The organism is Deinococcus sp. KSM4-11 (assembly GCF_004801415.1).
Lineage (GTDB): Bacteria > Deinococcota > Deinococci > Deinococcales > Deinococcaceae > Deinococcus.
In genome coordinates, this window is the sequence record NZ_SSNX01000002.1 from 341,659 (window position 1) to 365,561 (window position 23,903).

A 23,903-nucleotide genomic window follows, 5' to 3' on the forward strand; every position below is an offset into this window, starting at 1 on the left:
GCAGACGCTATCCCATTGCATCAGGAGCACCTTACATGTGTGGGCCGCGCGCCGCGCCTGCAGTGAAAGGGAAGCGGGCCCGAGAACCGACCCCTCGGTTGTTCAGATGTTGGCGAGGAGGTCGAAGTACTCGGTGCACGTGAAGGTCGGAGGGGTCACCCACTGGCTGTGGCGGGCAGTGGACGAGCACGGGGACGTGCTCGACATTTTCCTTCAGGAGCACCACGATACCGAGGCCGCGAGATCTTTTTTCGTGTGCTTGGTGGAGACATACGACGTGCCGGAGGTCATTCACACGGACAAGCTCTGGAGCTACGGGGCAGCGTTACGGGAAGTTCCTGTGGTCCACGGTGTGGAGCACCTCCAGGTAGTCTTCACCGCCCATTGCAATAACCTCGTGGAACAGTCACATTGACCGACCCGGCAACAGGAACGCAGCCAGCTCGGTTTCAAACGACGGCGACGAACGCAGGAATTCCTCGATCTGCACGCCAGAGTCTCGAACCTTCACCGCCACACGTGAACAACCGCACCAGCCCCATTGAGACGAAGCAACCAGACCACAGCCCTACTCCTCTGGAGAGGGGCGATGCAGCAGGCGGCTTAAAAATCAAGCCGCCTGCTGCAAAACTTCGGCCCCGTTGAGGTTAAGGTGCCAGAGCCCAACCAAGTTTGGTGTTACTCGCTCGAGCCATGTAAACGGGTTTCCTTGTTGCCCAGTGCCGCATCGATCGCCGCCATCACCTCGTCGGTGAGCTGGGGAACCACCTCGAGCGCGGAAAAGTTCTCCACCACCTGCGTGACTTTGGAGGCACCCGTGATCACGGTGCTCACATTTGGATTCTTCACGCACCAGGCCAGGGCGAGCTTCGGCAAGGTCGTGCCCAAGTCGTCGGCAATCTTGGCCAGGCCTCGGACTTTGACCAGGTTGGTCTGGCCTTCTTCACTCTCGAGTCTGGCTTTCAACCATTCGTACCCGGGCAGGTTCATGCGGGTGTCATTCGGAACCACATCGTTGTACTTGCCGGTCAGAAGCCCGCTCGCCAGCGGTGACCAGACCGTGGTGCCCAACCCGAGCGTGTCCGGGCGGTACAGGCGGCTGTATTCGACCTCGACCCGGTAGCGGGTGAGCATGTTGTATTGCGGCTGCTCCATGGTCGGGGGAATCAGGTTGTACTGGCGGGCCACGGCATAGGCTTCCATCAATTCCTGCGCCGACCACTCACTCGTTCCCCAGTACAGGACATCACCGCGCTGGATCAATTCGGTCATGGCCCGCACCGTTTCTTCGATGGGGGTGCTGCGGTCTGGGCGATGGCAGAAGTACAAATCCAGGTACTCGCATTGCAGGCGTTCGATGGCCTGGTAGCACGCTTCGTAAATGTGCTTGCGTGACAGTCCCCGCTGGGTCGGAGCTGGGTTTTCTACCGCGCCGCCGAACACTTTGCTTGACACGATGTAGCTGTCGCGCCGCCAGCCTGCCTTGGCCAGGGCCTGGCCCATGATGGTTTCAGCTTGGCCCCTGGCGTACACCTCGGCGTTGTCGAAGAAGTTGCACCCACGGTCATAGGCGGCGGACATCAGTTCCAGGGCACCATCCGCATCCAACTGCGTACCAAACGTCACCCAAGCACCGAAGGAGAGCTCACTGACCTGCAACCCAGATTGGCCCAATCGACGGTATTCCATAGCGTCACCTCGCGTTCCACCCTAAGCCTAAGCAGCACACCTGTTCTTGAACTTAGGTTTAAACATGCCCTTTTACTAAGCAGTGTTGCCATCCTGTGAGCGGAATGCGTGCCCTCGGCCTGCGCCCCGTCACCAGCGAGCCAGATGGCATCCTTGAGTACGCCCACAAGGTCTGTGCTCTCTACGAGCGCCGCTACGCCGTACCTGTCATACCACCAAGTGCATGAGCCTCAGGAGTTCCTGCTCTGCCGACCGTGGCCCGACCCTCCCCAGTGCCCCGGGATTCGCCGTGACCCCCGAATGAGTGGCACCAGACCGTGATGCCTTGTCCCAAACCTTGACCAAGGGCCCCGTCACCCACCCGTGCTGTACTGCGCCTCATGACTCCCCCACCGTCCGCCTTCAGGAGTGCCCTGATGATCGTCAACCCCACCAGCGGCCAGGGAGACAGCGGCACCGACCAGTTCGCCCAGTACCTCAAAGACGCCCAGGTGCGCGTCGAGGTGCGCGAAACCACGCCGGACGGCTCGGCCGAGGACTATGTCCAGGGCCTGGGTGACTTTGACGCCCTGGTCGGCGCTGGCGGTGACGGTACCGTCAGCAGCCTGGCCTACGCGGCCCGCTCCTTCGGGAAGCCTTACCTGCCGTATCCAGCCGGTACCGCCAACCTGATCGCGCAAAACCTCGACCTGCCCACCGAGCCCCGCGCCCTGGCCGACCTGTTCCTGTCCGGCCAGACCCTGACGCTGGATCTTGCCGAACTGGAGATCGAGGGCAAGACCAGAGGGTTTGCCATGCTGGCAGGACTCGGCGTCGACGCCGCCATGATCCGCGACAGCGAGGAGACCAAGGGCCGCTTTGGCGTCGGGGCGTACGTGATCAGCGCACTCAAGCAGCTCAATCCCACGCAGGCCCACTTCACGCTGACCCTGGATGGCCGCGTGGTAGAGGTCGACGGCATGGGCGTGATGGTGGCGAATTTCGGTCTGGCCAACTTCCGGGTGCCGATCACCGGGGACGTCAGCCCAGCGGACGGCAAACTGACCGTCATCGTCCTCAGGGGCGGTACCCTTGCCAGTCTGCTGCCCACCCTGATCGGCAGCCTGCGGGCCAAGCTCAATCTGGGCGACCCGGATCTCGGGGACAGCCTCGAGCGGTTCGAAGCCTCCGACGTCACCGTGCACGCCAGCGTGCCACTGCCCGCCCAGTACGACGGGGAAACGCTGGAGGCGAACCTGCAGGAGTTCCATGCCCGGGTGCTGCCGCGCGCTGTGCGGTACATCACCAGCACCACCCTGGCCGACCTGACCACCTGATCGTGCGTCCGGGAGCCTGCACAGACAGGGCCGGGCGGGTGGTGCGAACACGACCGTTGGAGCACAGCGCTGGACTGGGGTTGCCCCGATACCGCGTCGTTGAAGTTAAGCAGCTGCAGCTTGCCGTTCGAACTCCAGCGGCGTCAAGTATCCGAGCCTCGAGTGGCGGCGCTGCCGGTTGTAGAACACCTCAATGAACTCAAACACCGCCTGACGTGCCACGGCGCGACGTTCGAAGACTGCGTCTTCGAACAGCTCCCGTTTCAGGGAGCTGAAAAAACTCTCCACCACAGCATGATCCCAACAGTCTCCCTTCCGGCTCACGCTGCCTCTGGCCCGCAGGCGGGCCAGTTCATCCTGGACGATCCCGCTCGCGAATCGACTGCCACGGCCCTGCGTGGTGCAGTAGGCCAGGTGGGGGATCACGGCGCGAGGCGGCCATCTGTAAGGCCGCAAGCGGCAGGCTGGCGTGCATGTGGGCCTCCATCGCGTCCCCGACGACAGCACGGGAATGCAGATCCAGAGTCACGGCGAGGTACAGCCAGCCCACTCTGGTGGGCAGAGAGGTGATGTCGGACGCCCACACCTGATTCGGGTCAGGCACGTTGAACTGGCGCTCCAGCAGGTTCGGAGAAACAGCGAAGGCGTGGTCACTGTCGGTCGTCCGTACCCAGCGGCGTTGTTCCTTCCCTCGCAGTCCCGAAGTGCGCATCAGTCGGGTCACCCGCTTGCGGGAAACCCGGACGCCTTCAGCACGTCACTCCGCGTGAATGCGGGGCGCTCCGTATCGTCCCTTGGTGCGGACGTGGATGCCCTGGATGCGCTGCTGGAGCAGCACATCCTCTTGCGTACGGGGTGAAGGTGGCCTTCTTCGCCAAACGATAACCACAGATTCAATATGCGTTTCCGTGCCTACCGGGTTAACCAAGAGGAACCACAGCGGCCGGAAGGTCGCTTTCTTCATTGGGTGCCGAGACGGGCGCCGGATCGGCTGGCACGGGTACCCCCGCCGCGCGCAAGTACCTGGCGAGTAGCTCGACCAGTTCGGCATTCGCCTGCTGATGCACCTTCATCTCGACGCTGTCCTCCCTCATCCGTGCCACCTCACAGTCCGGTTTCCGCCCGTGATGCCACGTCTGCCCAGGAGCGAACCTGGGCCGGCCCCCATGGAACCAACCCCACTCCGGGCGAGTGACCCGGCCGTGCCGGAACACTCGAACGCCCTTTACGATGTGCGACTCCTGACGAGGAACTCACGACCCTGGCGACGGCCGCTTACTCCCCAGGGTCGCTCAGGACGGTCAGGTGTGCCCCCCCGCCTCCCGGGCGTACAGCAGCGCCGCGGAGACCCGGGCGTTCACCCGAGGATCGCGGGTATCGATGTTCAGGGCGGCGTACAGCCCCCCAGTGCGTTCTCGATCCATTTCGGACTCAGGCCCAGCTGCGCCGCGATGGCCCCGTTCGAATACCCCTGCGTGACCAGGCTCCACAGTTCCGCCTGGCGCGCCGTGAGGGGTGGAACGCGCGCCCCCGCTGGCTCGCCCTGGGCCTCCGGCTTCGTATGCCCGTCACCACTCTGTCCTCTGCCCGCGCACCGCCCGCTATCTTCACCCTCAGCTATGCCTTCACCCCGCGATTGACAGCTGGCGGCCTCGCTCGGCTAAACCGCACCCTCCAGCGCGAACATATCCGACTCGATGAAGCCCGGGAGTGAGCCGATCCCAGAATTGTGGCCAGGTCAGGTTGGCGGGTCTGACGGGCGAAGGGTCGAGGCAATCCTGGCTCGATATGCGCTGGGCGCAAGATTTTCCAGCGAGGAGTGCGGCCTGAGGTCATTATAGTCGCCCCTCCAGGTTTCGATCTTCTCCGCTGCGTCGTCCAGCGACAGAAACCAGTGGATATTCAGGCATTCATCGCGGAAACTCCCGCCCAGCGACTCAATGTGCGCATTATCCTGAGGCCGTCCAGGACGAGAAAAATCTAAGGTCACGCCATTCTGGTAGGCCCAGAGATCAAGCACCTTGCTGATGAATTCGCTGCCGTTGTCGACCTGGATCCGCGCCGGCACCCCGAGGTGCCGGCTGACTTCTCGTACGACCTCGACGACCCGCTCACCTGTCATGTTCGTGTCCACATGAATGGCCAGGCATTCCCGCGTGAACACGTCCAGGAGGGTCAACGTCCGAAACCGCTTCCCGTTAAAGAGCGCATCTGACACGAAGTCCATCGACCACACTTCATTGGGCTGTTGTGGTGGTGGCTGTGCGGCACGACGTGCCGCACTCACATGGCGTCGGGGTCGCTTCATCCGCGCCCCTCAGGCCCGCCAGCTGGTACAGCCGAAAGAAACGCTTGTGGTTGATGTGCCAGCCCTCACGAGCCATCAGTACGTGAATCCGCCGGTACCCATACCGAATTCGGGTGGGCCCGATCTCGGTCATCCTTTTCAGGAGAAGTTGCTCTTCTGGCCGAGGTGTTCCTCGATACCGGTACACGGTGCGCCACCCGTTCAGAACGGCGCATGCGCGCCGTTCACTGCCAGGGTAGCCCGACTGCAGGTGATCGACCAGCACGCGCCGCTGGGCCGGCTTCAGAGCTTTTTTTGAATCACGTCCTGGAGCATGACCTTGTCCAGGCTCAGATCGGCCACCAGCTGCCCCAGCTTGCGGTGTTCCTCTTCGAGCTGTCTCAGCCGGCGTAACTCGCTGACCCCCAGCCCACTGAACTTCCGCTTCCAGTTGTAAAACGTCGACTCGGCGACGCCCATCTTCCGGCAGACGTCCGGGACGGAGACACCAGTTTCGGCTTGTTTCAGGGCGAAAGCGATCTGTTCCTCGGTGAAGCGTTTTCCTCGCATGGCTGGCCTCCAGGGGGGATGCCCCAAGTGTGCCAGACCCTGCATTCTCACGTGGACAGGTTTTCCGGGTTCAGGTCACCCACGACACCCCACCGCGTTTGACGTCGAAGATAGCGTCCACACTGTCCCGGCGAGCGACGTGGGCTGGTCGCCCAAGTCATCGTGGTACAGGAATCAGCGGCTCGAGAATGGCCCACCCACACCAGCTGGTGTGGGTGGGGTACGTTGGCCGTCAGAGCCTTCAAAATAAGGCACCCATTCGAGACGCTTCCCCTCCCAGACGCGTTCCAAACAGTCTCTAACGTGCCAGAACCGTCGGCCGCCCTCTCAGGCTGTGGTGTCCAGAATCAGCCGCAACGTCTGAGCGGGCATGTCCCAGTGCGGGAAGTGGCCGCTGTGGTCGAACCACTGCAGCCGGGCGTCGGGAAAGACCTCCTGAGCCCTCGCTGCCTGTACCGGCAGACACACCCGATCCCAGCGGCCCCAGCCGATCACCAGAGGGTGCTCCAACCGTCCCCGGGGCACACCCTGCTGCACCTCGCCGAACGCCAGGTTGTACAGCAGTTCGTCGGTGGACGGCGAGGCGGCGAAGCTCCTCATTTCCGTCAGGGTGAGTTCCGGCGCCAGGGCCCAGGGATGCGAGGAAAACTGGGCGAACAGGGCGCTGCGGCCGACGGGCGACGCCGTCAGGGCGGGCATGGCCGGCTGAAGCGCACGGATCAGCCGGATGGACGCGGCCACCGTGCTGTAGAAGAAGCCCCGTTCCCAGCCCTGCCAGAACCCGCCCGGATCCAGCGACACCACCGCTCCCAGGACGCCCCCGCGCCGCGCGAGTTCCAGCACCAGTCGGGCGCCCATCGAGGTGCCCACGGCGTCGATGCCCAGGAGGTTCTCGCGGGTCAGAAAATCGGTCAGCGCGTCGGCGAGCGTGGCGATGGTCACGGCACCGGGCAGGGGGGGCGTGTGGCCGAAGCCGGGCAGATCGACGGCGATCACCTCACGCTGCGCTTCGAGTCCGGCCAGAATCGGTGCCCAGGTCTGCCAGGAACTGCCCAGCCCATGGATCAACAGCAGCGGCTTGCCCTGGCCGCGCCGGATGTGGTGGAGCGAAGAACCGGAGCGGGCCTGAGTGGTGGGTAGGGTGGCGGGCGTGGGCGAAGTCATCCCTTACTTTCGGGGCGTGCCGTGTGGCTGCACGCCCGATCATGCCAAGACCTCTTGAGCCTCCCGCCGGCGGGGCGCCTCCGACGGCGGGGGTGGACTGCGCCGCATCGCTCTTAGAACGCCTAACAAAAGCGCTGGTGTTGCTTAAACGTGATCAGGCAGCAGGACAACTGCGTGAACGCCAGGTGGACGTCCGCCCTTACCTCGTACCGCACCCGCAGCCTACAGAAGCGTCTGAACCACGCCAGGGTTCGCTCCACCACCCAGCGGTAGCGTCCCCATCGTTCACTGGACTCTCGACCCCGGCGCGCGATCCGCACCTTGATCCTGCGGTTATGGCAGGCCCGGCGGCACCGGGGAATGTCATACGCCTTGTCCGCATGCAGTCGATCCGGGCGGCTGCGGGGACGGCCACGCCGCCCGCCCGGAACGGGCGGCACTGCATCCAGTAGGGGTTCGAACAGCATGCTGTCATGTCGATTGGCCGGCGAGATCAGCACCGCCAGCGGTGTCCCCAGGGCGTCCACGATTACATGACGTTTGCTGCCTGGCCGGCCGCGATCCGTGGGGTTCGGGCCAGTCTGAGCCCCCCCCAGGCCGCGGGGACGCTCGTACTGTCCACACGTGCGCGGATCCAGTCGAGTTGATTCGCCTGAGCCATCCGGTCGAGGAGCACGTGATGCGGGCGGGTGAATACCCCCGCCGCATGCCAGTCGTCGCCAGCAGGTCATGCCGCTGCCGTATCCCAGCTCATGCGGGAGATGCTCCCAGCCGATCGCCGTCTTCAGCACGTACAGGATGCCTTCCAGAGCCGCTCAATCCGGCACACGGGTCGGCCGCCTTTGGGCTTAGGGACGTCCGGTGGGAGCAGCGGATGGATCAGCCGCCACAGCTCGTCGCTGATCAGTGACTTGGCCATGCTTGACCTTGCGCCCCCAACCTGAGGTTTCGTTAAGCGTTCTTACTGGGGAACGTTGAAACGCCGAACCAATCAACAGGTCAGACACCTGTCGCTCACTTCAGATTCGAATGAGGTGCGGGTGCAACGTACTGATCCCGAGGGGCGGCTCAGCAGTTGACTGGCTCTGACCTAGATCGGACGTCATCTGGGGCACCCTCAGAAGGAGTCTCGGGCCGGCAAGGATTTAACACACGACCTTGCAGGGTCGAAGTTGCCAGCAGGCTTGTCGGCCCGAGTGGGAGTGACGCGCTCAGCGTCCCACGGCTCAGCGCAACACACAAAATTGCCAGAACCGTTCCAGGAGGGTGTCTTACAGACAGATGGGCTTTTCCGGGTTCCTGCGGCTGCTCTCTAATACAGAGAGGTGTTCATGGAGTGCTCACTGACAGCAGCTGGCGACATCCCGCGTGTTAGCCTGAGCCCGTCCGATATCCTTCGTCCTGGTCACAGGAATCACGGTCTGTGAATCCTGGCTTATAACGCTCGCACGGCTCCTGTCCAGGGGGCCTTGCGTGTCATAGGGTACCCGGCGAAACCGCTCAGCCCACGGGCTGAACGAGCGGCATGGCCCGCGTCACCCCAGCGCCTCACCCCAACCAGGAGGTTCAGTCATGCGTCAACCGTTCCGTGGGTTCCCGTTCCGACGTCGCACAGCATGGCCCAGCGTGATCGCGGCTGCGCTGCTGTCCTCCTGCCATCCGGTGCCATCCCCCGACCCCACGGTGCGACTCACCTACACCAATCCACTGTCCATCGCGAAGGCCGATGGCACGCATGTGGAATCCTGCGCCGACCCGTCCGTGATCCACTCCCGTACCCCCGGCGACACCGCCTGGTACCTCTACTGCACCACCGATCCCCACACGGTCTCGGACGTCAACAGCCAGGGCGCCCTGAGATTCCACCTCATTACCATGGCCCGCTCGTCCGATCTGGTGCACTGGACGTACATCGGCGACGCGTTCGATCAGAAGCCGGCGTGGGTGAAAGACGACGCCGGCCTGTGGGCTCCGGACATCGAATACCTGAACGGCAAGTACTTTCTGTACTACACCGCCAGCGATACGAAGGCGGGTGGCAGCGCCATCGGCGTGGCGACCAGCGATTCTCCGGCCGGCCCGTGGAGCGACAGCGGCGCGCCCGTTGTGGAGCCGCAGGGCCCTCCCGGCGGCAATCCGGGTGACCGGCGCTGGGTCTATGACCCGGACGTGATCGTGGACGACTCGGGGCAGGGCTGGCTGTATTACGGCAGCTATTTCGGCGGCATCTCCGTGCGTCGGCTAAGCGCCGACGGCCTGAGCACCGATGCCGCCAGCCAGCAGGAGGTGGCCATCGACAACCGGTACGAGGGCGCCCAGGTGGTGCGGCATGGCAGCTGGTATTACCTGATGCTCTCGGCCACCAACTGTTGCAACGGGCCGCTGACGGGCTACAGCATTTTCGCGGGCCGCTCGGCCTCCCCCACCGGGCCCTTCGTGGATCAGGCCGGCGTGTCGCTGCTTGAACCACGCGTGGGCGGAACACCAGTCATCAGCATGAACGGCAACCGCTGGGTCGGGCCTGGACACAACGCCGTCTTCACGGACGCCGGCGGCCAGGACTGGACGCTGTACCACGCCATCGACCCGAACGACGCGTTCTTCACGCCAGGCGGCGTCAACAAGCGCCCGGCGCTGCTCGACCCGCTCGACTGGATCGATGGCTGGCCCACGGTACGCGCGGGAAACTGGGCGTCCGACGGCGTGATGCCTGCCCCCGCCGCCCAGTCCGGACAGGTGAGCGCCTACCGTCCGCACGCTCCAGCCCTGGATCAACCCGGAACCCTGCAGGCCAACTTCAGTGATGAATTCACGGGCACTGCCCTCGATGCCCGCTGGACCTGGGTTCGTCCGCCGGCCGACGGCGTGGCCGGGGTCGACAACGGAGCGCTGCGCTTCGCGACCCAGGCAGCAGATCTGTATGTCGACAGCAATTCCGCCTCGGTGCTCACCGAAGCGGCGCCAGCGGGCGACTACGTGGTCGAGGTCAAGCTGACCAGCGACCTGCCAGAGCAGGGGTGCTGCTACAACTACGCGCAGGGTGGGGTGCTGATCTACGGCAACGACGACAATTTCATCAAACTCGGCGTCGTGTCGATCTGGAACACCCGGCAGATCGAGTTCGCCAAGGAGCTGAGCCCGGTGCCGGCCCTGTATCCACGCTACGGCAACACCGTGCTGTCAGCCCCCGGGCCGGACACGTGGTTGCGGATCGTGCGCCGGGCCCGTTCGGCCACAGAGGGTGGGGAAACCTACACGGCCTCCTCCAGCCGCGATGGCGTGAACTGGACGCGGGGCGGCACCTGGACCCATGCGCTGGGCCAGGCCCGCATCGGTCTGTTCTCCATGGGCGGCAGCGGCTTCACCACGCGCTTCGACAACGTGCGGGTGTACACCCTGAAGTAGCGGCTGCAGTGGCCCGAACCATCCTTGGCCTCGGGCCTATTTCACACGACCGGCACTCCTCAACAGGCACCCGTCTCCTGCGCTGTCGCCGCCGTGCCCTTTCAGCACCCTGCGGAGGCTGGGCACACTGGGATGCCGGGCGGCCCGGCGTCAGGGCGTGACGCCGCAGCCACTCAGCGCAGACCGTGCTCGGGGGTGCGTGACCCCGGGCCGGGGGAACCGGAGGTTCGGCTGGCTTCCATCATCACGCCGGCCAGAACGCTGTAAGCGGCATGCCAGGCGTCGTGGACGTCTGGGGTGAAGGCTTCGCCCAGCCCGCGGTGCAGAGTCCACAGCAGCGCTTCCCCTACGGTGGAGTAGTGCTCGTCGCGCACCCCGTAGCCGGCGTGGCGTGCCCCAAGCGCGCGAAGGGCCGGCTGCAGGGTGTCCAGTCGGGTCAAGCCACCGACCACCAGACCCAGGGCCGTCATCAGTTTGTGCCCCTGGGTGTCCAGGTCGTGTCGAAAGAGGGGCCGCAGCGCGGGATCGAGTTCGAACAGCCGGGCATAGAAGAGCTGGGCGGCCGGGCCGGCGATGGGCTTGATGTCGGCAAACGAGCGCTGAATCAGTTCAATCTGGATATCATTCATGCTGGGGCTCCTGTCGAGGGGCGGGTTCGGCCGTTTCCTCTGTGGCGCACCTTAAAAGGTGTGGTGTTACACCTCCGTCAGGGTCGGGCGTTCGAGGACACACGCGGGCACCCACAGGGGGACGGGGGATGGACGGGGACACCACACTCAAGCTGCTCGGCGCTCCGCAGCTCACCCTGGCGGGCCGCCACATCCGTCCCCCGACCCAGCGGACATTGGCGATCCTGACCTACCTCGCTCTGGAAGGCCCCACGCGACGCGAGCGGCTGGCCGACTTGTTGTGGAGCGGATCGCGGCTGAGCGTTCGTCAGGAGCTGTACCGCCTCAGTCATTCGGCCGCCGCCCCCGCGCTGGTCATCGAGCCCGACAAGGTCGCCCTCGCAGGTGACGTGTGGGTGGACGCCACGGCGTTTCTGCAGGCCTGTGCGGGTGGGCAGGATGGGCCGGCACTGGCGCTGTACCAGGGCACGTTGCTGGATGATCTTCAACCAGACGGCGAACCCTTCGCCAGTTGGCTGGGGGCCTGGCGTGAACGGCTGGAAGACCAGTGGCGCGACGCCCTGACCCGCCAGGCGGCCGCGCAGGAAGCCGCGGGCGACCTCCGCGGCGCCCTGGCGCTGCTGCTGCAGGTTCTGTCGCGCGATCCGTTGCAGGAGCGTCACCAGCGCGACGTGATTCGCCTCCATGGACTGCTGGGGGAGCGCGAACGGGCGCTGGAACGGTTTGAACGGTTCCGCATGCTGCTGCACAGCGAACTGGGCCTTGAGCCGCTGCCCGACACCCAGCAGGTCGCCGAGCGCGTCCGGCAGGCGCCGCGTTCGGTGTCAGGCGAGGTGCCCGCGCCGCCCCCAACCGCCTTGCTGGATGACGCGGCCCACACCGGGCAGCCCTCCCTCGCCCCGCCCCTGATCGGACGCCGGGAGGCCTGGCAGGGCCTGGAGCGGGCCGGGCCGGGCCTGACGGTGCTGGTCGGACCACCCGGTGTGGGCAAGACCCGGCTGGCCAGCGACTTTGCGGCCACGTTCGGCCCCGTGCTGGTGGTGTCGTGCCAGGAAGTGGCGCAGGACACCCCGCTGTATCCCGTGGCCGAGACACTGCGGGCGGCCCTGAACGATCCGGCGGCGCGCGCCCGGCTGGAGGCGCTGGACGTTCTGTGGCAGGGCGAGGTGGCGCGGCTGGTGCCGGAGTTTCCGGCGGCGCCGCCACCCGAGGCCGAAGGGCGTGTGCGCTTCGTGGAGGGACTGGCGCGCGCCCTGACGGCCGCGGCCGGCCCGGGCGGCACGGTGCTGTGTGATGACCTGCACTGGGCCGATCCCTCCACCGTGCTGGTGCTGTCACATCTGGCCCGGCGTGTGGGCTCCGAGTCCGGACTGACCCGCTTGCTGGCCACCGCCCGTCCCGAGGAACTGGCCCAGCATCCGGCGGTGCAGGCGGCGCTGTCCGGACTTCGCCGCGAGGGCCGCGTCGTCGTTCACACCCTGACGGGCCTTGATGAGGCGGACGTATCCAACTTGGTGCAGGCGCTGTCGGGCATGGGCGGGGCGGTGCTGTTCAGCAGGCGGCTGCACCGCGCCACGGCGGGCAATCCACTGTTCGTCCTCGAAACGCTGAGGTTCCTGTTTGAAACCGGGAACCTGCAGGCGGGGGCCAGCGGCTGGAGTTCGCCGTTCGACGCGGCCACCCTCGATTACGCCGAGTTGCCCATCCCGCCGGAGGTGCGCGGCGTGGTACTGGAACGGGCCGCGCGGCTGGGCGCGGAGTGCCGTCGACTGCTGGAGGCCGCCAGCCTCGCCGCAGAGGGCTTCACGCTGATGGATCTGGCCGACACCCTGGCGCTCTCAGAGTGGGAAGCGCTGGGCAGCCTGGAACGGCTGCTGGACGCCGGCATGCTGGAGGCGTCTGCCGGTGGGTACCGCTTTAGCCACGATCTGCTGCGCCGCGCGGTGGCCGACGACCTCAGTCTCGAGCGCCGCCGCCTGCTGCACCGCCGCCTCGCCCAGAGTTTTGAACGCAGCGGGGCCGCCCCTGCCCGGGTGGCTGAGCACCTGGAAGCGGCCGGTACCCCTGCGCAGGCCGTGGTCTGGCGGCGGCGGGCGGCCCAGTCCGCCACCCAGGTGTACGCCTACGCCGAGGCCCTGGGCCACTACGCGCTGGCCATCCGCGCGTCGGACGATCCCGAGACGCTGTACGCGCTGCGACTGGCGCAGGTGGATCTGCTCTCCATTCTCGATGACCGGGTGGCCGCGGAGCGTGAACTGGACGCCCTGAGGGCCCTGGCCGCCCAGTTGGGCAGTGCCGAGAAGCGCGCCGAGGTGGCCGTCCGAACCTGCGTCCTGCTCGACCAGGCGGGCCGCTGGCTGGAGGCCCAGCCGGTGGCCGAGGCGGCGGCCCTCGAGGCGGGGCTGTCACCCGGCCTGCGCGCCGCCGTGCTGCGGTGCCTGGGGCAGGTCTATCAGCGTCAGCAGGCCTTCGGGCAGGCCGAGCGTCTGTTTCTCGAGGGCCTGGCGTTGCCGGAGGTGCCGGCAGAGCGCCGCGCCCCGTTGCACTCCTCGCTGGCGTACTGCGCGCTTGACCGTGGTGACCTAACCGCGGCCGCCGAACACAACCGGCAGGCTCAGGCCAGCTGGCAGCTGGCCCAGGATCGGCGCGGGCTGGCCATCGCGCACAACACGGCGGCGCGGCTGTTCATGCTGCGGGGAGAACTGGAACCGGCCCTGGGTGAGCTGCGGGCCGCCTGTGAGCTGGCCCAGACCATCGGGAACGTCTACATGCAGAAGTCCTTCCTGGCCAACCTCGTGCACGTGCTCGCAGAGGACGGACGCCTGGAGGAAGCGGTCGAAGCGCTCCAGCAGGGCCTGGAGATGGTGCGGGAACAGGTTGACCTGCAGGGCGAGGCGGTGTTGCAGCATCGACTGGGCGACGTCCAGTGGCTCCGAGGGCGCCTGGGCGCGGCGCTCCGTGCCTACCAGCAGGCCCGAAGCCTGGCGGATGCGTGTGGTCAGGTCGAGGAGCAGTTCTACGCGCGACTGGCTGAGGTGCACGCCCGGCTGGCCATCCATGATCTGCGTGACCTGCCGGATCAGCTGGAGGCACTCGACCGGCGCCTGCGGCCAGCCGAAGCGTTCACGGCGGGCCACCTCCTTCAGATGGAATGGGCCCGGCTGGCCCGCGTACAGGGCCAGCCGCAGGACGCCGTCGACCGGCTAAAGGCGCTGGAACTCGGTACCGGGAGCCTCAATCCACTCCACCGGGAGGGTGCCGCGCTGCTGCTGGGGCAAGTCCTGGTTGCGCTGGGCGATCTGGAGGGAGCCCGCGCGGCCGTAACGGGATGTGCGGCCACTCCGACCCTGCGGGCAGGAGCGCTGTGTGTGACGCTGCAGGCCGGGCAGTCCCCGGAAGACCTGCTGGACGAAGCGCAGCGCCTCCTCGCCAGCGGGAGGGTCGATCCCGTGCAGGAACTGGAGCTTCACTGGACGCTGGCAGGCGTCCTCGCCCCTGCCCACCCAGAGGCCGAACGGCACAGAGAGGCTGCGCGGAACCTGGCCCGGCAGCTCAGTGCCACGCTCGAAGCCCAGCAGCAGCAGCCATTTCTTTTGTATGTCCAGGCCATCGCATCGGCCCCTGGAGCAGGTATGGCTGTTCCCCAGGACAGCTTGTCGTCAGTTGTAAACCCCGACCACTAACGGCAAAGTCAATCCTCCAGGTGATGGAGAGGAGTCACCGCACCAACAGTGCAGCCCCAGCTTTCGCCGGGGCCAGGTCAGTCAGGGCACTGGGTGCTCAGAGCGTGGGCTTGTTGGTGGTGGCTTTGATTTCGACGTGGTACTTGATGTAGTAGTTCCAGTTGCTGTACCACGACCCGTTCTTGAACATGTGCAGTGTGGCGGCGCTCGTTCTGGCACCGTTGGCCGTGACGGACATCAGCCCGGCGTTCCCCAGGACGTCATCCTTGTCACCCGACATGAAGACATTCAGGATGCCGGTAGCCGCGCCGACAATGCCTGAGACGTAGGCCTGTCCCGTGAGCGACGAGATCGTGGCCGCGGTGGTGTTGGCCGTGGCCATCACCGAGGCGCCGACCACGGCCCAGTCTTTGGCACAGTCCTCGTCGTAGGCGGCCATCTGGCCGTAGACCTCGGCGTTGGCAGGCACCACCTCGTCGAACATCACGTACCCCAGCTGATGGATTTCGCCAGCGTGGTCGTTCACGTCGATGGGCGGCGCGTTGAGGAAGGAGCGGGAAACCTTGACGCCGTTGGGCTTCTGAACGGCAAGCGTCCCTAGGGTGTAGAACTCGTCGGCGCCCGACACGTCCTCGGTGTCCGTCGACTGCACCGAGTCGATGATGTACCGAACCCGGTAGTTGACCGGCAGGGCCTGAGCTCCGAGCCCCGCGGGCTGTCCGGTGGGGTCGACGCCTGCAGGCTCTGCATTCTGTACGGCGCCCTGGGGGGCAGGAGCGAGGGGCGCCGGGGCGGTGCCGCAGGCGGCGAGGGAGATCAGCAGGGCGGTGGCGGGCACAAGAGCGGTGAGTTTGAACATGATCGGTCCTTTTGACGCGGATGAGGGCTGTGCGGCTGCACAGACAGGAGGAAGGGCGCGCGGTGATGTCACTCCGGGTCGGTCTGAGGGCTTGGGCAGGAACAGTCCTCCCTGGGCACAGACCAGGAGGTCTGCACCGATGTGTGGGGGCGACAGGTCGGGGATGAAGGCGCTCCAGTTCGGATCTTGGCTGGGGTTGAGCGCTGAACACACCATAGGAACCCTCCCGTTACAGTGCCGTCGCCGCACCCGCACGCTCCTGTGACGCCCCTCTGACGTCCCGTGGGGCCATGGACAGGTGATTGGGAGCCCAGTGGGTTTCGTGACTGCCCACGATCGCCCACTGTGAAAGGAAGACCCAGGTCTGGAGATGGTCTGGAGTCAATGGCGATGACGTGCTGGACAGGAAACGGCCGTCAAGGGATCCAGCACAACACGGACACCGGAAAACGGAGGTCTATGGGCATCACTCCGAACATCGCTGATCTTCAGGGTGGCCCAACCGCCACATCAAGGCGATGTTTCCATCCATCGCCTGGATACGGCACAGCTCGTTTCGGACAGGCGTGTTGCCGTGATTACCGCCAGAACGGCGAGTCCCGACGACCTCAGTCCAGCTGAACCTGGCATCAGCGCACCTGACGCCAACAGACGTCTCGTCGACTGGGCCACCGGAATCCACCACTGACAGCCCAGGGGCTACTCCTCTGCCATCCTGGCGCCTTTGTCTCTAAGCAAGCTCCTGGTGAGCAGCACCCGCACTACCTTGAACTGGAGCGGTGTTCCTCTCCTGATGTCACCGGCAGGGAACCTCGACGCCCGGCGGCCATACGGCGGTCTGGTGCGGTTGAGAGGCGCCGGTGACGCCTACACTGCGACCCGTGAGCGAGCAGACGCACAGTCATACGGCGTGCGGAGTGGCGTTCCTGCGCGCCGCCCCACCTTGCTCGACCCACCGCCGCACCTGCTGGACGATGCCGTGACCCTCCAACTCCTCGCCCCGCAGGCCATCCAGCACCTTCGAGAGCACCGGGGGCAGTACCAGACGGAGGCCTCCCGGGCGCTGCGGGCCCATGTCGTGTTCCGCAGCCGCTTCGCCGAGGACCGCTTGCATGACGCCCTGAAACGCGATGTGCGCCAACTGGTTGTCCTGGGAGCGGGTCTGGACACCTTCGCATACCGGCAGCCCCACTGGGCCGATGACCTCCGCATCTTCGAGGTTGACCACCCCGGCACCCAGACCCTCAAGCGCCAGCGTCTTCAAGCGGCCCAGATCGGACTGCCGGACAACCTTCGCTTCGTCCCAACCGACCTGGAGGATGAGGCTTGGTCCGGCAGCCTGCACCTGGTCGGATTCCGGGCTGACCTCCCGACCTTCGTGTCCTGCCTCGGCGTCACGATGTACCTGACCCGCCCCTCCGTGGAGGGCCTGCTGCGCTGGGCCGCTCAGCTGGAGGTCGGAAGTGACGTGGCCGTGTCCTACATGCGCCGGGGCCGCCTCGGCCTTGAAAGTCAGGCGCTGGCCCAGCGTCTCGTTGAGGTGGGCGAGGCACTGAAGACAGCCTTTGATCCGTCTGAACTCTGCGAGCTCCTTCGAACCGTGGGCTTCGATCAGGTCGGCGGGCCCCCGCATGCGGAGGTGGTACAGCAGTATGGGCCACCCCATGCGCTGGCGTTGCCGCTCCCCCGGCATCCCGACGTGGCCTACGCGACCCGCGTGAACGCCTTCTTTTGACGCCGTTGAACATCAGATGGTGGTGTGACGGCTGCAAGGCGAGTCCTCGCAGCTGCACAACGTGGCAGAACAGCACCACCCCCACTTCAGATCTCGGAGCTCCTCCGCTTGACCAGGACTGACCCCTCCCGCTGGATGTACATCCACCGCACGTCGAATCAGCTCCGGTGCGCGCAGAGATGGTCATGTGCGTGTCCGACCGGCTCACTCTGGTGAAGGCGGACGTGAATCCGAGCAACGACAGTAACCGGCTGGGCTAAAAAGCTGGCCCCGTCCCGTGAGCGCATTGATGATGTGGAGTTCACGCAAGCCCAGGGTTCCGGGCAAGGCACGCACGGTACCGTCACGCATGAACCTCCTGACACCCGCCCTCCTGCTCTCCATCGACGCCTACCGGCAGTGGCTGTCCCCGCTCAAGGGCTTCCGGTGTGCGCACGCCGCGTTCTATGGCGGGGAGTCCTGTTCGGCTGCCGTGCAGCGCCTGATCGCACAGCAGGGTCTGGCTGGGAGTCGCCAAGCGATTGCGGCACGTTTCCAGGCGTGCCGTCAGGTGTCCGGGCACCTCCAGGCGGTGCAGGGGACGGGTGGCGCGCGGGTGCAGGGCATGTGCTGCTGTGGGCCAGTGCCCCTTCCCTTCCGCTGCGGTTGAGGCCCACGGTTGTCCGACGCGTTCCGCTCGGGGGCCAGTGATGAGCGCGGCGTCACCGCTTACCCAGCGTGTCGTGCTCCCGCTGGCCGGAGCACAGCCGTGCTGCGGGGCGCCAAGGCGCTCAGCTCCAGCTGTCCACCCGAAACCCGGAACCCTTGGCCGCTCAGCCGACCGGCCCACGGAGCGTCGGCCTCGCCCATCCACGGAACGCTGATCCCATTGGGCACGTAGGTGTTGTTCACCACCACCAGCGAGCGCGCATCTCCCAGGCAGCGCTCGTACACCACCATGCGGTCATCCGCGTGCCGCAGGTGGACGATGCCCCGGCGCAGTTCCACATGGGCACGGCGCAGGGCAATCAGTTGCCGCACGTGCTCCCGGAGCTCCGCATGCCACTGCGCCTGCTGCCAGACCATCGGCCGGCGGCAATCGGGGTCGTTGGCCCCCTGCCTGCCGTTCTCGTCGCCGCAGTAGATCAGTGGCGTACCGGGGGTGGTGAGCAGCAGCGTGTACAGGAGTTTCACGCTTTGGATGTCCCCACCGCACTCGGTCAGCACGCGGCCGGTGTCATGGCTGCCCTTCAGGGTCAGCATGCCGGCCTCCATGCCGCGCGGGGCGCGTTCGCGCAGGGTCTGCCAGGCGCGCGAAGGCGTCGGCGGTCAGGGCGTTCTTGACGCGGATTTCCCGCTTCTGGAACGTATTCACGCCCACGACGACCGGCTGGCTGAGCTGGCCCGCGATTAGGGAGGATTTCCGTGGATCTACACCATCTGAACCGCCCGCAGTCCAAGCGGCCCCAATCCAGCGCAGTCGTCAGCCCGCGGTGATGGAGCGATTTCCCTGCGCCAACCGCTCTGTGCCACCGACAGGAGCCGCTGCTGACGGTGAAGGTGTAGCCCCTACGTCTTCACGCGGGCAGGCAGGCGGGCTGGGTCGCGCCCGGGATGCGCTGCGTCACCATGCCCGTGTGCACGTCAATCACCAGCAGCGTGAACGTCGAGGTCGGCGGCATGAATTGGTTCATGGCGCTCAGATCGGCCAGTTTCGGCTGCGCCACGCTGATCGCCACGAGCCGACTGTCCGCGAGCCAGCATGCCCCGCCCAGCACGCTCGTCTGCCCCTTTGGCGGCGTCAGGGCCTTCAGGGCCAGCCGAGTCTTCGCCGTCACGTCTGCGATCTCGCCTGTCGTGGACACCTGGTCGTTGCTCACGTGCCGGGTGTTCAGCAGCAGCAGCGTCCGCCCATCCGGCGAGGGCACCACCTCCAGCGCGCTGCCCTCGAAGGTGCCCAGCCAGCCCAGGGCGCTCAAGGTCACGTCCGAGACCTGCACCTGGAACACCGCCATGGTCGTGGCGCCTCCACTGCCCACCCCCCACCCGGCGTTCGTGGCGAAATACACGCGCCGGCCGTCGCGGGTCACCTGCGGCGGCGTGACCACCCAGTTGCCATCCTGCGCCTGCGCCTTCGGGTCGAGGGCGGCTGTGAACGCCGTCAGGGCGGGCTGCCGGCGCAGCGCGGCCATCACGTTCCCCGGCAGGCGGCGGCTGAAGACCTCGGTGCCGGGGCGTGCCCCGGGGCCGTAGAGCAGCACGCCAGGGTCGTCCGGCGACTGGATGCTGCCCAGCGTGGCCGTCACGTCGCCATCCCTGGACGTCGTCTGGGACAGCGGCGTCTGGTTGGGAAGAACCGACTTGTGCGTGACGAGGTTCCAGCCGACGGTGCCGCTGTCCGTCCCGGCGATCAAGGTGCGGCCGTCGCCCTCCCAGGTCAGCCAGCGGGCCGGCAATCGGGCCAGGGATCGGTCGGGCACCAGGGTCGACAAGGCAGCGGCGGCCGTGTACGGCCGTTTGCTCAGGTAAGGGGTCAGAAGCGGTGCTGTGTCGGCGTTCACGTCAGCGCCGGGCGGGCCGGTCAGGAAGGCGAGGGTGCCACTGGCGGGCGACGCGGCCAGGAGCACCGCTCCCTGGGAGGCGGGCACCCGCGTGGCCGGACGGGTCGCCCCGGCGCTGACCCAGACCTCACCGCCTTTCAGGTAGGCGACACGGGGGGCTGGAGTCGCGTCAGCGTGGCCCAGGGCCGTGCCGACGGCCAGCAGGGTTGTCAGGAGTCGTGGCATGGGAGCACTGTGCCCTCACCAGCGTGATTGGAGCATGATGGACTACTGGCACCCCTATGGTGTACAGGCCAGTGGGGCACACACCACTGGATGGAGCTCTCACGACGCGCCACCATCCGCGCGCCGTCCTGACGACGCTACGGTATGGCCACCGCCGGTCATCCCGACCGCTGGATTCGCACGGTAGAGGTGCGCGGCACCGCCCTGTCCACTGAGGTTTTCATGACTCCCCTGCACCTGCGCTCGCTGGGCTACCGCACCGATTCGATCTTCACGCGTTTTCACGGTCAGGTTGTCGACCTTGGCGACGCCGTGGCCCTCACCAACCCCTCCAGTCCGTCACAGTATTTCGGCAATCTGCTGGTCTTCCGTGAGCCCCCGCGCCCGGGCGACCGTCCGCGCTGGGAAGCGCTCTTCGCGTCGCACGTCGGCCAGCCGCCGACCACGCCTCACCGGCTGTTCGGCTGGGACGTGCCGGCTGCGCGAGTCCCTGAATTCCAGGAGTTCCTGGATGCGGGCTATCGCCTCGAGGAGAACTTGGTGATGTCCGCCCCGGCCCTGTCCCCTCCACCGCAGCCGAACCGGGCCGCCGACTACCGCGTGGTGCCGGACACGGACGAGGCCTGGGCACAGGCGCTGGAGACCCAGGTGGCCAGCCGCGAGGATGACTATGAGGAAGCGCCGTACCGGGCATTCAAGGCCGCCCACCTGCGTGGGCTGCGGGCCATGTGCCGGGCCGGACTCGGTCAGTGGTACGGGGCGTACGTCGACGGCATCCTGGCGGCGGATCTCGGGGTGTTCACCGACGGTGCAGGGCTGCTGCGCTACCAGAGCGTCGGCACCCATCCGGCGTACCGTCGCCAGGGCCTGGCCGGGTCGCTGGTGCAGTTCGCCGGGGCACACGCGCAGGCGCACTTCGGCGCACAGACCCTGGTGATTGTGGCCGACGACCACGGCGCTGCGAAACGGGTCTACGCCTCGGTGGGCTTCAGCGAAGCCGAGCGCCAGCAGCTCCTCCTGCAGGTACAGTAGATGTTCGTCCGGGTAAGACGCACCTCGAGCCATGCCCGTGACCACAGTTGGCACCGCCTGCCTCCCCACGTCACCGTCGCGGCCGCCGCGCCTCCTCGGAAGCAGGAGCAGATCGGTCGACCGCGTCTCAGTGCACCGGCCGAGCGAACTGCAGCGCCTGTCCAGTCGACGTGACCAGGGTGAGCAGCGCGCCGCCGACCTGAAAGGTACGCACGTGCTGAAGGTCATTCAAATACGTCTGCTCCTGACGCTGCAGGTCAGGCGTCGCGCAGGCCCTCCGCGTCGCCGCCAGCGGGCCGATCGCCAGCGTGTCATCCTCCACGCTGAACCGGCCCATGAAGGTATTGCAGCCCCCGGAGCCGCTCACGCGGCCATCTGCGCCGAACCTGAGCGTCAGCGGCGTTCCCCCACCCGCGCCGACCAGCCGCCACTCCGTGATCAGGCTCCGCTCCGCGTCACTGCCATAGACGAAGGTGGCCCGCGCCTTCCCGGTCGTCAGGGTCAGGGTGGTGCCCTGCCGCACAAAGACCCGGGCCTGTGCCAGGACGTTCAGGTAGCGCTGCTCCGCCGCCATGACCTCTACTGGGCACAGGCGGCGGGTGGTGGCGATGGCGCGCAGCTGAAGCGTCTGTGCTGTAAAGATCCCTGTCGTCTTGAAGGTGTTGCAGCCCGCGAAGCCGGACACCTGCGTGCCTTCGGCCGTGCTGATCCCAGTGCCCAACAGCCGGAGGGTCGGCGCTCCCGGGCCACCGAAGGTGGACAGGCCAGACGCGTCCGTCAGACGGGTCAGTGTCCAGGTTCCGTCCGCAATCTGGCCACTCCCCGACTGGGCCGTCGCGGACACCCCCAGGACGCCTACGATCACCCCCCACCGGAGGCTGGTCATTTCACGTCCAGAGCGAGCCAGAAGGCGCACTTGTGATCCGTGGTGAAGTTCGTGCTCTCACGTACGCTGGTCGGTGTGAACACCTGAACGTTCGCGTGGGCCGGGTCGAACACCTGCCAGGTGGTCGCCCCGCTGGCGTTCGGTGTTCCGGTCTTCACGAAGTTCGCCCAGGCCCCACTGAAGGCGTCTGAGAGCGCCCGCTGCGCGGGACTGAAGGCCCCGGAATCGGCGACCCCGGCCAGCGGCGTCTGGAAGGCATAGACGAGGCTGCTGCTGTGGTAGGAGCCCAGCCCCGGCAGATCGGAGGGAGATTTGATCACGCTCACGGCCTGTGGATCATTGAATTCATACGCGTAGAGCGGCACATACTTCGACAGGGCGTTATCTACCCGGATGGCCGGACAGCTGAACACGCCGTCGGTGAACATGGTCGCGAAGGCCAGCGCAGGCGTGCCATACCGCCGGAATGGGTACTGCAGCAAGACCCGCTGCGCGCGCGGGGTGCCGACCAGCAGGCCCGCACTGGCCCAGTACTTCACCAGCGAGACGGGCGAACCGTCCGGAGAGGCCACCGGGACAAACAGGCGGCCCTCGTCATGGTTGGTCCCGGCCATGACCGGGACTCGATTGAATTTGCCCTGCGCGAACGCGTCGTGCAGCGGCAGCGGCAGAAGGGGCGTGCCGTAGGTGGGCGACCATACGAGGTTGCTGATGGGACGCAGGCCGGGCACCTTCGTGGTGAGTACGCTGGCCACGTCTGCGCGGCGCAGGCAGGCGAGATCGTCACTGCGGCAGCCGAGCTTGTCGGCGTATTTCACGTTACGGGCGGCCGCGTCCTTCTGCAGCACGGCGTTGCCGGGACTCGTGCACAGCCCGCTCTGAATGATGGCCTGCTGGAAGAGGCCGGCCGCCTGCGGGGAGGCCAGTTGCGCGCAGACGCTCATGCCGCCCGCCGATTCCCCGGCCACGGTCACGTGGGCTGGATCACCCCCAAACGCGACGATGTTTCGCTGAACCCACTTCAGGGCCGCCTGCTGATCCAGCAGTCCGTAGTTTCCCGACGCTCCCCCCTGGGCCTCCGCATCGAGGGCCGGGAGAGCCAGGAACCCCAGCGCCCCGAGCCGGTAATTCAGGGTGACCACCACGATGTCGTTCTTCTGGGCCAGGACGCTGGCGTCGTAACTGCTGCCCGCCCCGGCGACGAAGCTGCCGCCGTGCAGCCAGACCATGACGGGCCGCTTGCTTGCGGCGGTGCTTCCTTTGGGAGCGTACACGTTCAGGAACAGGCAATCCTCATTCCCGAGGATCTCGCCGGGCGTGCGGCCGGGCACGGGGAACAGGGCGATGACCACCTGCGGACAGATGTTGCCAGGCGTACGGGCGTCGCGCGGCGTCGTCCAGGTCGGCGCGGGCTGCGGGGCCTTCCAGCGGTTGGCCCCGGTGGGCGGCGCCGCATACGGAATGCCCATGAACTGCTGAAAAGTGCCGACTGAGCCGATCACAGGCCCCTGATCGGTGGGCACGGTGACCGTCTGGGCGGAGGCGGCGGACAGGGTCAGGCTGGCGGCGATGAGGACATGACGTAGACCAGGGCTGAAATTCATGGGAGCCTCCGTGTGATCGGCTTGGCGTCTCCGTCCAGCACGGCGACCTGACCATCAGGCCGCAGCCAAGGACAAGATTTAGTGACGTTGCCCACGATCTCAGTGAAGGGGTTCGCGCATCGGTAACGGAGTGTCGCTGGTTGCGCCCGTCATGAGGTCTGTCACATCAAAATGCCCCCGCTCCCGGCACGAGCCCGTGCGGGAAAGGTCGACGGTATCCGGCGGGCCGGTAGGCATCGTGTCGATCGTGGTTCCTTGACATCAACCAGAGTGAAATCC

The 23,903-nt window shown here is 66.5% G+C and carries 16 protein-coding genes and 4 pseudogenes; 7 read left to right on the forward strand and 13 right to left on the reverse strand.

Annotated features, from left to right (window positions below; genetic code table 11):
- Positions 1 to 133: 133 nt before the first annotated feature.
- Positions 134 to 520, forward strand: a pseudogene (locus E7T09_RS08695) (DDE-type integrase/transposase/recombinase); the annotation flags it as partial.
- 158 nt (positions 521 to 678) lie between these two features.
- Here E7T09_RS08695 and E7T09_RS08700 read toward each other — a convergent pair.
- A complete protein-coding gene (locus E7T09_RS08700; RefSeq protein WP_136388781.1) occupies positions 679 to 1,689 on the reverse strand; it encodes an aldo/keto reductase in 1,011 nt (336 codons plus the stop codon).
- A 380-nt stretch (positions 1,690 to 2,069) separates the two neighbouring features.
- Here E7T09_RS08700 and E7T09_RS08705 point away from each other — a divergent pair, with 380 nt between their 5' ends.
- Positions 2,070 to 3,005, forward strand: a complete 936-nt coding sequence (locus E7T09_RS08705) for a diacylglycerol kinase family protein (protein WP_136388782.1) — start codon at positions 2,070 to 2,072, stop codon at positions 3,003 to 3,005.
- A gap of 105 nt (positions 3,006 to 3,110) precedes the next feature.
- Here the strand turns inward: E7T09_RS08705 and E7T09_RS08710 are convergent.
- From E7T09_RS08710 to E7T09_RS08730, 6 genes and pseudogenes are all read right to left on the reverse strand, one after another.
- Positions 3,111 to 3,882: pseudogene (locus E7T09_RS08710) on the reverse strand (IS3 family transposase); the annotation flags it as partial.
- A gap of 424 nt (positions 3,883 to 4,306) precedes the next feature.
- The gene (locus E7T09_RS22435) at positions 4,307 to 4,429 is read right to left on the reverse strand and encodes a hypothetical protein (protein ID WP_255578416.1); all 123 of its coding nucleotides are present in this window, start codon (positions 4,427 to 4,429) and stop codon (positions 4,307 to 4,309) included.
- Positions 4,390 to 4,626 (reverse strand): LuxR C-terminal-related transcriptional regulator, encoded by a 237-nt coding sequence (locus tag E7T09_RS22565; RefSeq protein WP_136389010.1) that lies wholly within the window; start codon positions 4,624 to 4,626, stop codon positions 4,390 to 4,392. The genes E7T09_RS22435 and E7T09_RS22565 overlap by 40 nt, the downstream gene beginning before the upstream one ends.
- A gap of 117 nt (positions 4,627 to 4,743) precedes the next feature.
- Positions 4,744 to 5,862: pseudogene (locus E7T09_RS08720) on the reverse strand (IS3 family transposase).
- Positions 5,863 to 6,189: 327 nt separating this feature from the next.
- Positions 6,190 to 7,026, reverse strand: coding sequence for an alpha/beta fold hydrolase (locus E7T09_RS08725; RefSeq protein WP_136388783.1), 837 nt, complete (start codon positions 7,024 to 7,026; stop codon positions 6,190 to 6,192).
- Between the two features lie 122 nt (positions 7,027 to 7,148).
- Positions 7,149 to 7,945, reverse strand: a pseudogene (locus E7T09_RS08730) (IS5 family transposase).
- 707 nt (positions 7,946 to 8,652) lie between these two features.
- On the opposite strand from E7T09_RS08730, the gene E7T09_RS08735 reads away from it, so the two are divergent.
- Positions 8,653 to 10,431: a family 43 glycosylhydrolase gene (locus E7T09_RS08735; RefSeq protein WP_240741695.1), complete on the forward strand. Its 1,779-nt coding sequence runs from the start codon at positions 8,653 to 8,655 to the stop codon at positions 10,429 to 10,431.
- 173 nt (positions 10,432 to 10,604) lie between these two features.
- On the opposite strand, the gene E7T09_RS08740 is transcribed toward E7T09_RS08735, so the two are convergent.
- The gene (locus E7T09_RS08740) at positions 10,605 to 11,060 is read right to left on the reverse strand and encodes a globin family protein (RefSeq protein ID WP_136388785.1); all 456 of its coding nucleotides are present in this window, start codon (positions 11,058 to 11,060) and stop codon (positions 10,605 to 10,607) included.
- 128 nt (positions 11,061 to 11,188) lie between these two features.
- Between E7T09_RS08740 and E7T09_RS08745 the strand changes: the two genes are divergently transcribed.
- The gene (locus E7T09_RS08745) at positions 11,189 to 14,743 is read left to right on the forward strand and encodes an AAA family ATPase (RefSeq protein WP_136388786.1); all 3,555 of its coding nucleotides are present in this window, start codon (positions 11,189 to 11,191) and stop codon (positions 14,741 to 14,743) included.
- Positions 14,744 to 14,840: 97 nt separating this feature from the next.
- Here E7T09_RS08745 and E7T09_RS08750 read toward each other — a convergent pair whose 3' ends face one another.
- Positions 14,841 to 15,602, reverse strand: coding sequence for a hypothetical protein (locus E7T09_RS08750; RefSeq protein ID WP_136388787.1), 762 nt, complete (start codon positions 15,600 to 15,602; stop codon positions 14,841 to 14,843).
- 793 nt (positions 15,603 to 16,395) lie between these two features.
- On the opposite strand from E7T09_RS08750, the gene E7T09_RS08755 reads away from it, so the two are divergent.
- Complete coding sequence (locus E7T09_RS08755) at positions 16,396 to 17,337, forward strand: class I SAM-dependent methyltransferase (protein WP_255578423.1); 942 nt, start codon at positions 16,396 to 16,398, stop codon at positions 17,335 to 17,337.
- Positions 17,338 to 17,686: 349 nt separating this feature from the next.
- Positions 17,687 to 17,986, forward strand: coding sequence for a membrane protein insertion efficiency factor YidD (gene yidD, locus E7T09_RS08760; protein ID WP_136388789.1), 300 nt, complete (start codon positions 17,687 to 17,689; stop codon positions 17,984 to 17,986).
- A gap of 59 nt (positions 17,987 to 18,045) precedes the next feature.
- Here the strand turns inward: yidD and E7T09_RS08765 are convergent, their stop codons facing one another.
- Positions 18,046 to 18,579: an alpha-amylase family glycosyl hydrolase gene (locus E7T09_RS08765; protein WP_168734771.1), complete on the reverse strand. Its 534-nt coding sequence runs from the start codon at positions 18,577 to 18,579 to the stop codon at positions 18,046 to 18,048.
- A gap of 314 nt (positions 18,580 to 18,893) precedes the next feature.
- Positions 18,894 to 20,102, reverse strand: a complete 1,209-nt coding sequence (locus E7T09_RS08770) for a hypothetical protein (RefSeq protein ID WP_136388791.1) — start codon at positions 20,100 to 20,102, stop codon at positions 18,894 to 18,896.
- Between the two features lie 222 nt (positions 20,103 to 20,324).
- Here E7T09_RS08770 and E7T09_RS08775 point away from each other — a divergent pair, with 222 nt between their 5' ends.
- Complete coding sequence (locus E7T09_RS08775) at positions 20,325 to 21,134, forward strand: GNAT family N-acetyltransferase (protein WP_240741696.1); 810 nt, start codon at positions 20,325 to 20,327, stop codon at positions 21,132 to 21,134.
- A gap of 127 nt (positions 21,135 to 21,261) precedes the next feature.
- Here the strand turns inward: E7T09_RS08775 and E7T09_RS08780 are convergent, their stop codons facing one another.
- Together E7T09_RS08780 and E7T09_RS08785 are read right to left on the reverse strand one after the other, a co-directional pair.
- On the reverse strand, positions 21,262 to 22,020 hold the full coding sequence (locus E7T09_RS08780) for an META domain-containing protein (protein ID WP_136388792.1): 759 nt from the start codon (positions 22,018 to 22,020) through the stop codon (positions 21,262 to 21,264).
- Positions 22,017 to 23,624: a carboxylesterase/lipase family protein gene (locus E7T09_RS08785; RefSeq protein ID WP_136388793.1), complete on the reverse strand. Its 1,608-nt coding sequence runs from the start codon at positions 23,622 to 23,624 to the stop codon at positions 22,017 to 22,019. Before E7T09_RS08785 ends, E7T09_RS08780 begins: the two co-directional genes overlap by 4 nt.
- Positions 23,625 to 23,903: the final 279 nt, after the last annotated feature.

Coding starts and splice junctions, on each gene's coding strand:
- E7T09_RS08700 (WP_136388781.1), bottom strand. CDS start 1,689: ATGGAATACCGTCGATTGGGCCAATCTGGGTTGCAGGTCAGTGAGCTC.
- E7T09_RS08705 (WP_136388782.1), top strand. CDS start 2,070: ATGACTCCCCCACCGTCCGCCTTCAGGAGTGCCCTGATGATCGTCAAC.
- E7T09_RS22435 (WP_255578416.1), bottom strand. CDS start 4,429: ATGGATCGAGAACGCACTGGGGGGCTGTACGCCGCCCTGAACATCGAT.
- E7T09_RS08725 (WP_136388783.1), bottom strand. CDS start 7,026: ATGACTTCGCCCACGCCCGCCACCCTACCCACCACTCAGGCCCGCTCC.
- E7T09_RS08740 (WP_136388785.1), bottom strand. CDS start 11,060: ATGAATGATATCCAGATTGAACTGATTCAGCGCTCGTTTGCCGACATC.
- E7T09_RS08745 (WP_136388786.1), top strand. CDS start 11,189: ATGGACGGGGACACCACACTCAAGCTGCTCGGCGCTCCGCAGCTCACC.
- E7T09_RS08750 (WP_136388787.1), bottom strand. CDS start 15,602: ATGTTCAAACTCACCGCTCTTGTGCCCGCCACCGCCCTGCTGATCTCC.
- E7T09_RS08755 (WP_255578423.1), top strand. CDS start 16,396: ATGTCACCGGCAGGGAACCTCGACGCCCGGCGGCCATACGGCGGTCTG.
- yidD (WP_136388789.1), top strand. CDS start 17,687: ATGAACCTCCTGACACCCGCCCTCCTGCTCTCCATCGACGCCTACCGG.
- E7T09_RS08765 (WP_168734771.1), bottom strand. CDS start 18,579: ATGCTGACCCTGAAGGGCAGCCATGACACCGGCCGCGTGCTGACCGAG.
- E7T09_RS08770 (WP_136388791.1), bottom strand. CDS start 20,102: ATGCCACGACTCCTGACAACCCTGCTGGCCGTCGGCACGGCCCTGGGC.
- E7T09_RS08775 (WP_240741696.1), top strand. CDS start 20,325: ATGACTCCCCTGCACCTGCGCTCGCTGGGCTACCGCACCGATTCGATC.
- E7T09_RS08780 (WP_136388792.1), bottom strand. CDS start 22,020: ATGACCAGCCTCCGGTGGGGGGTGATCGTAGGCGTCCTGGGGGTGTCC.
- E7T09_RS08785 (WP_136388793.1), bottom strand. CDS start 23,624: ATGAATTTCAGCCCTGGTCTACGTCATGTCCTCATCGCCGCCAGCCTG.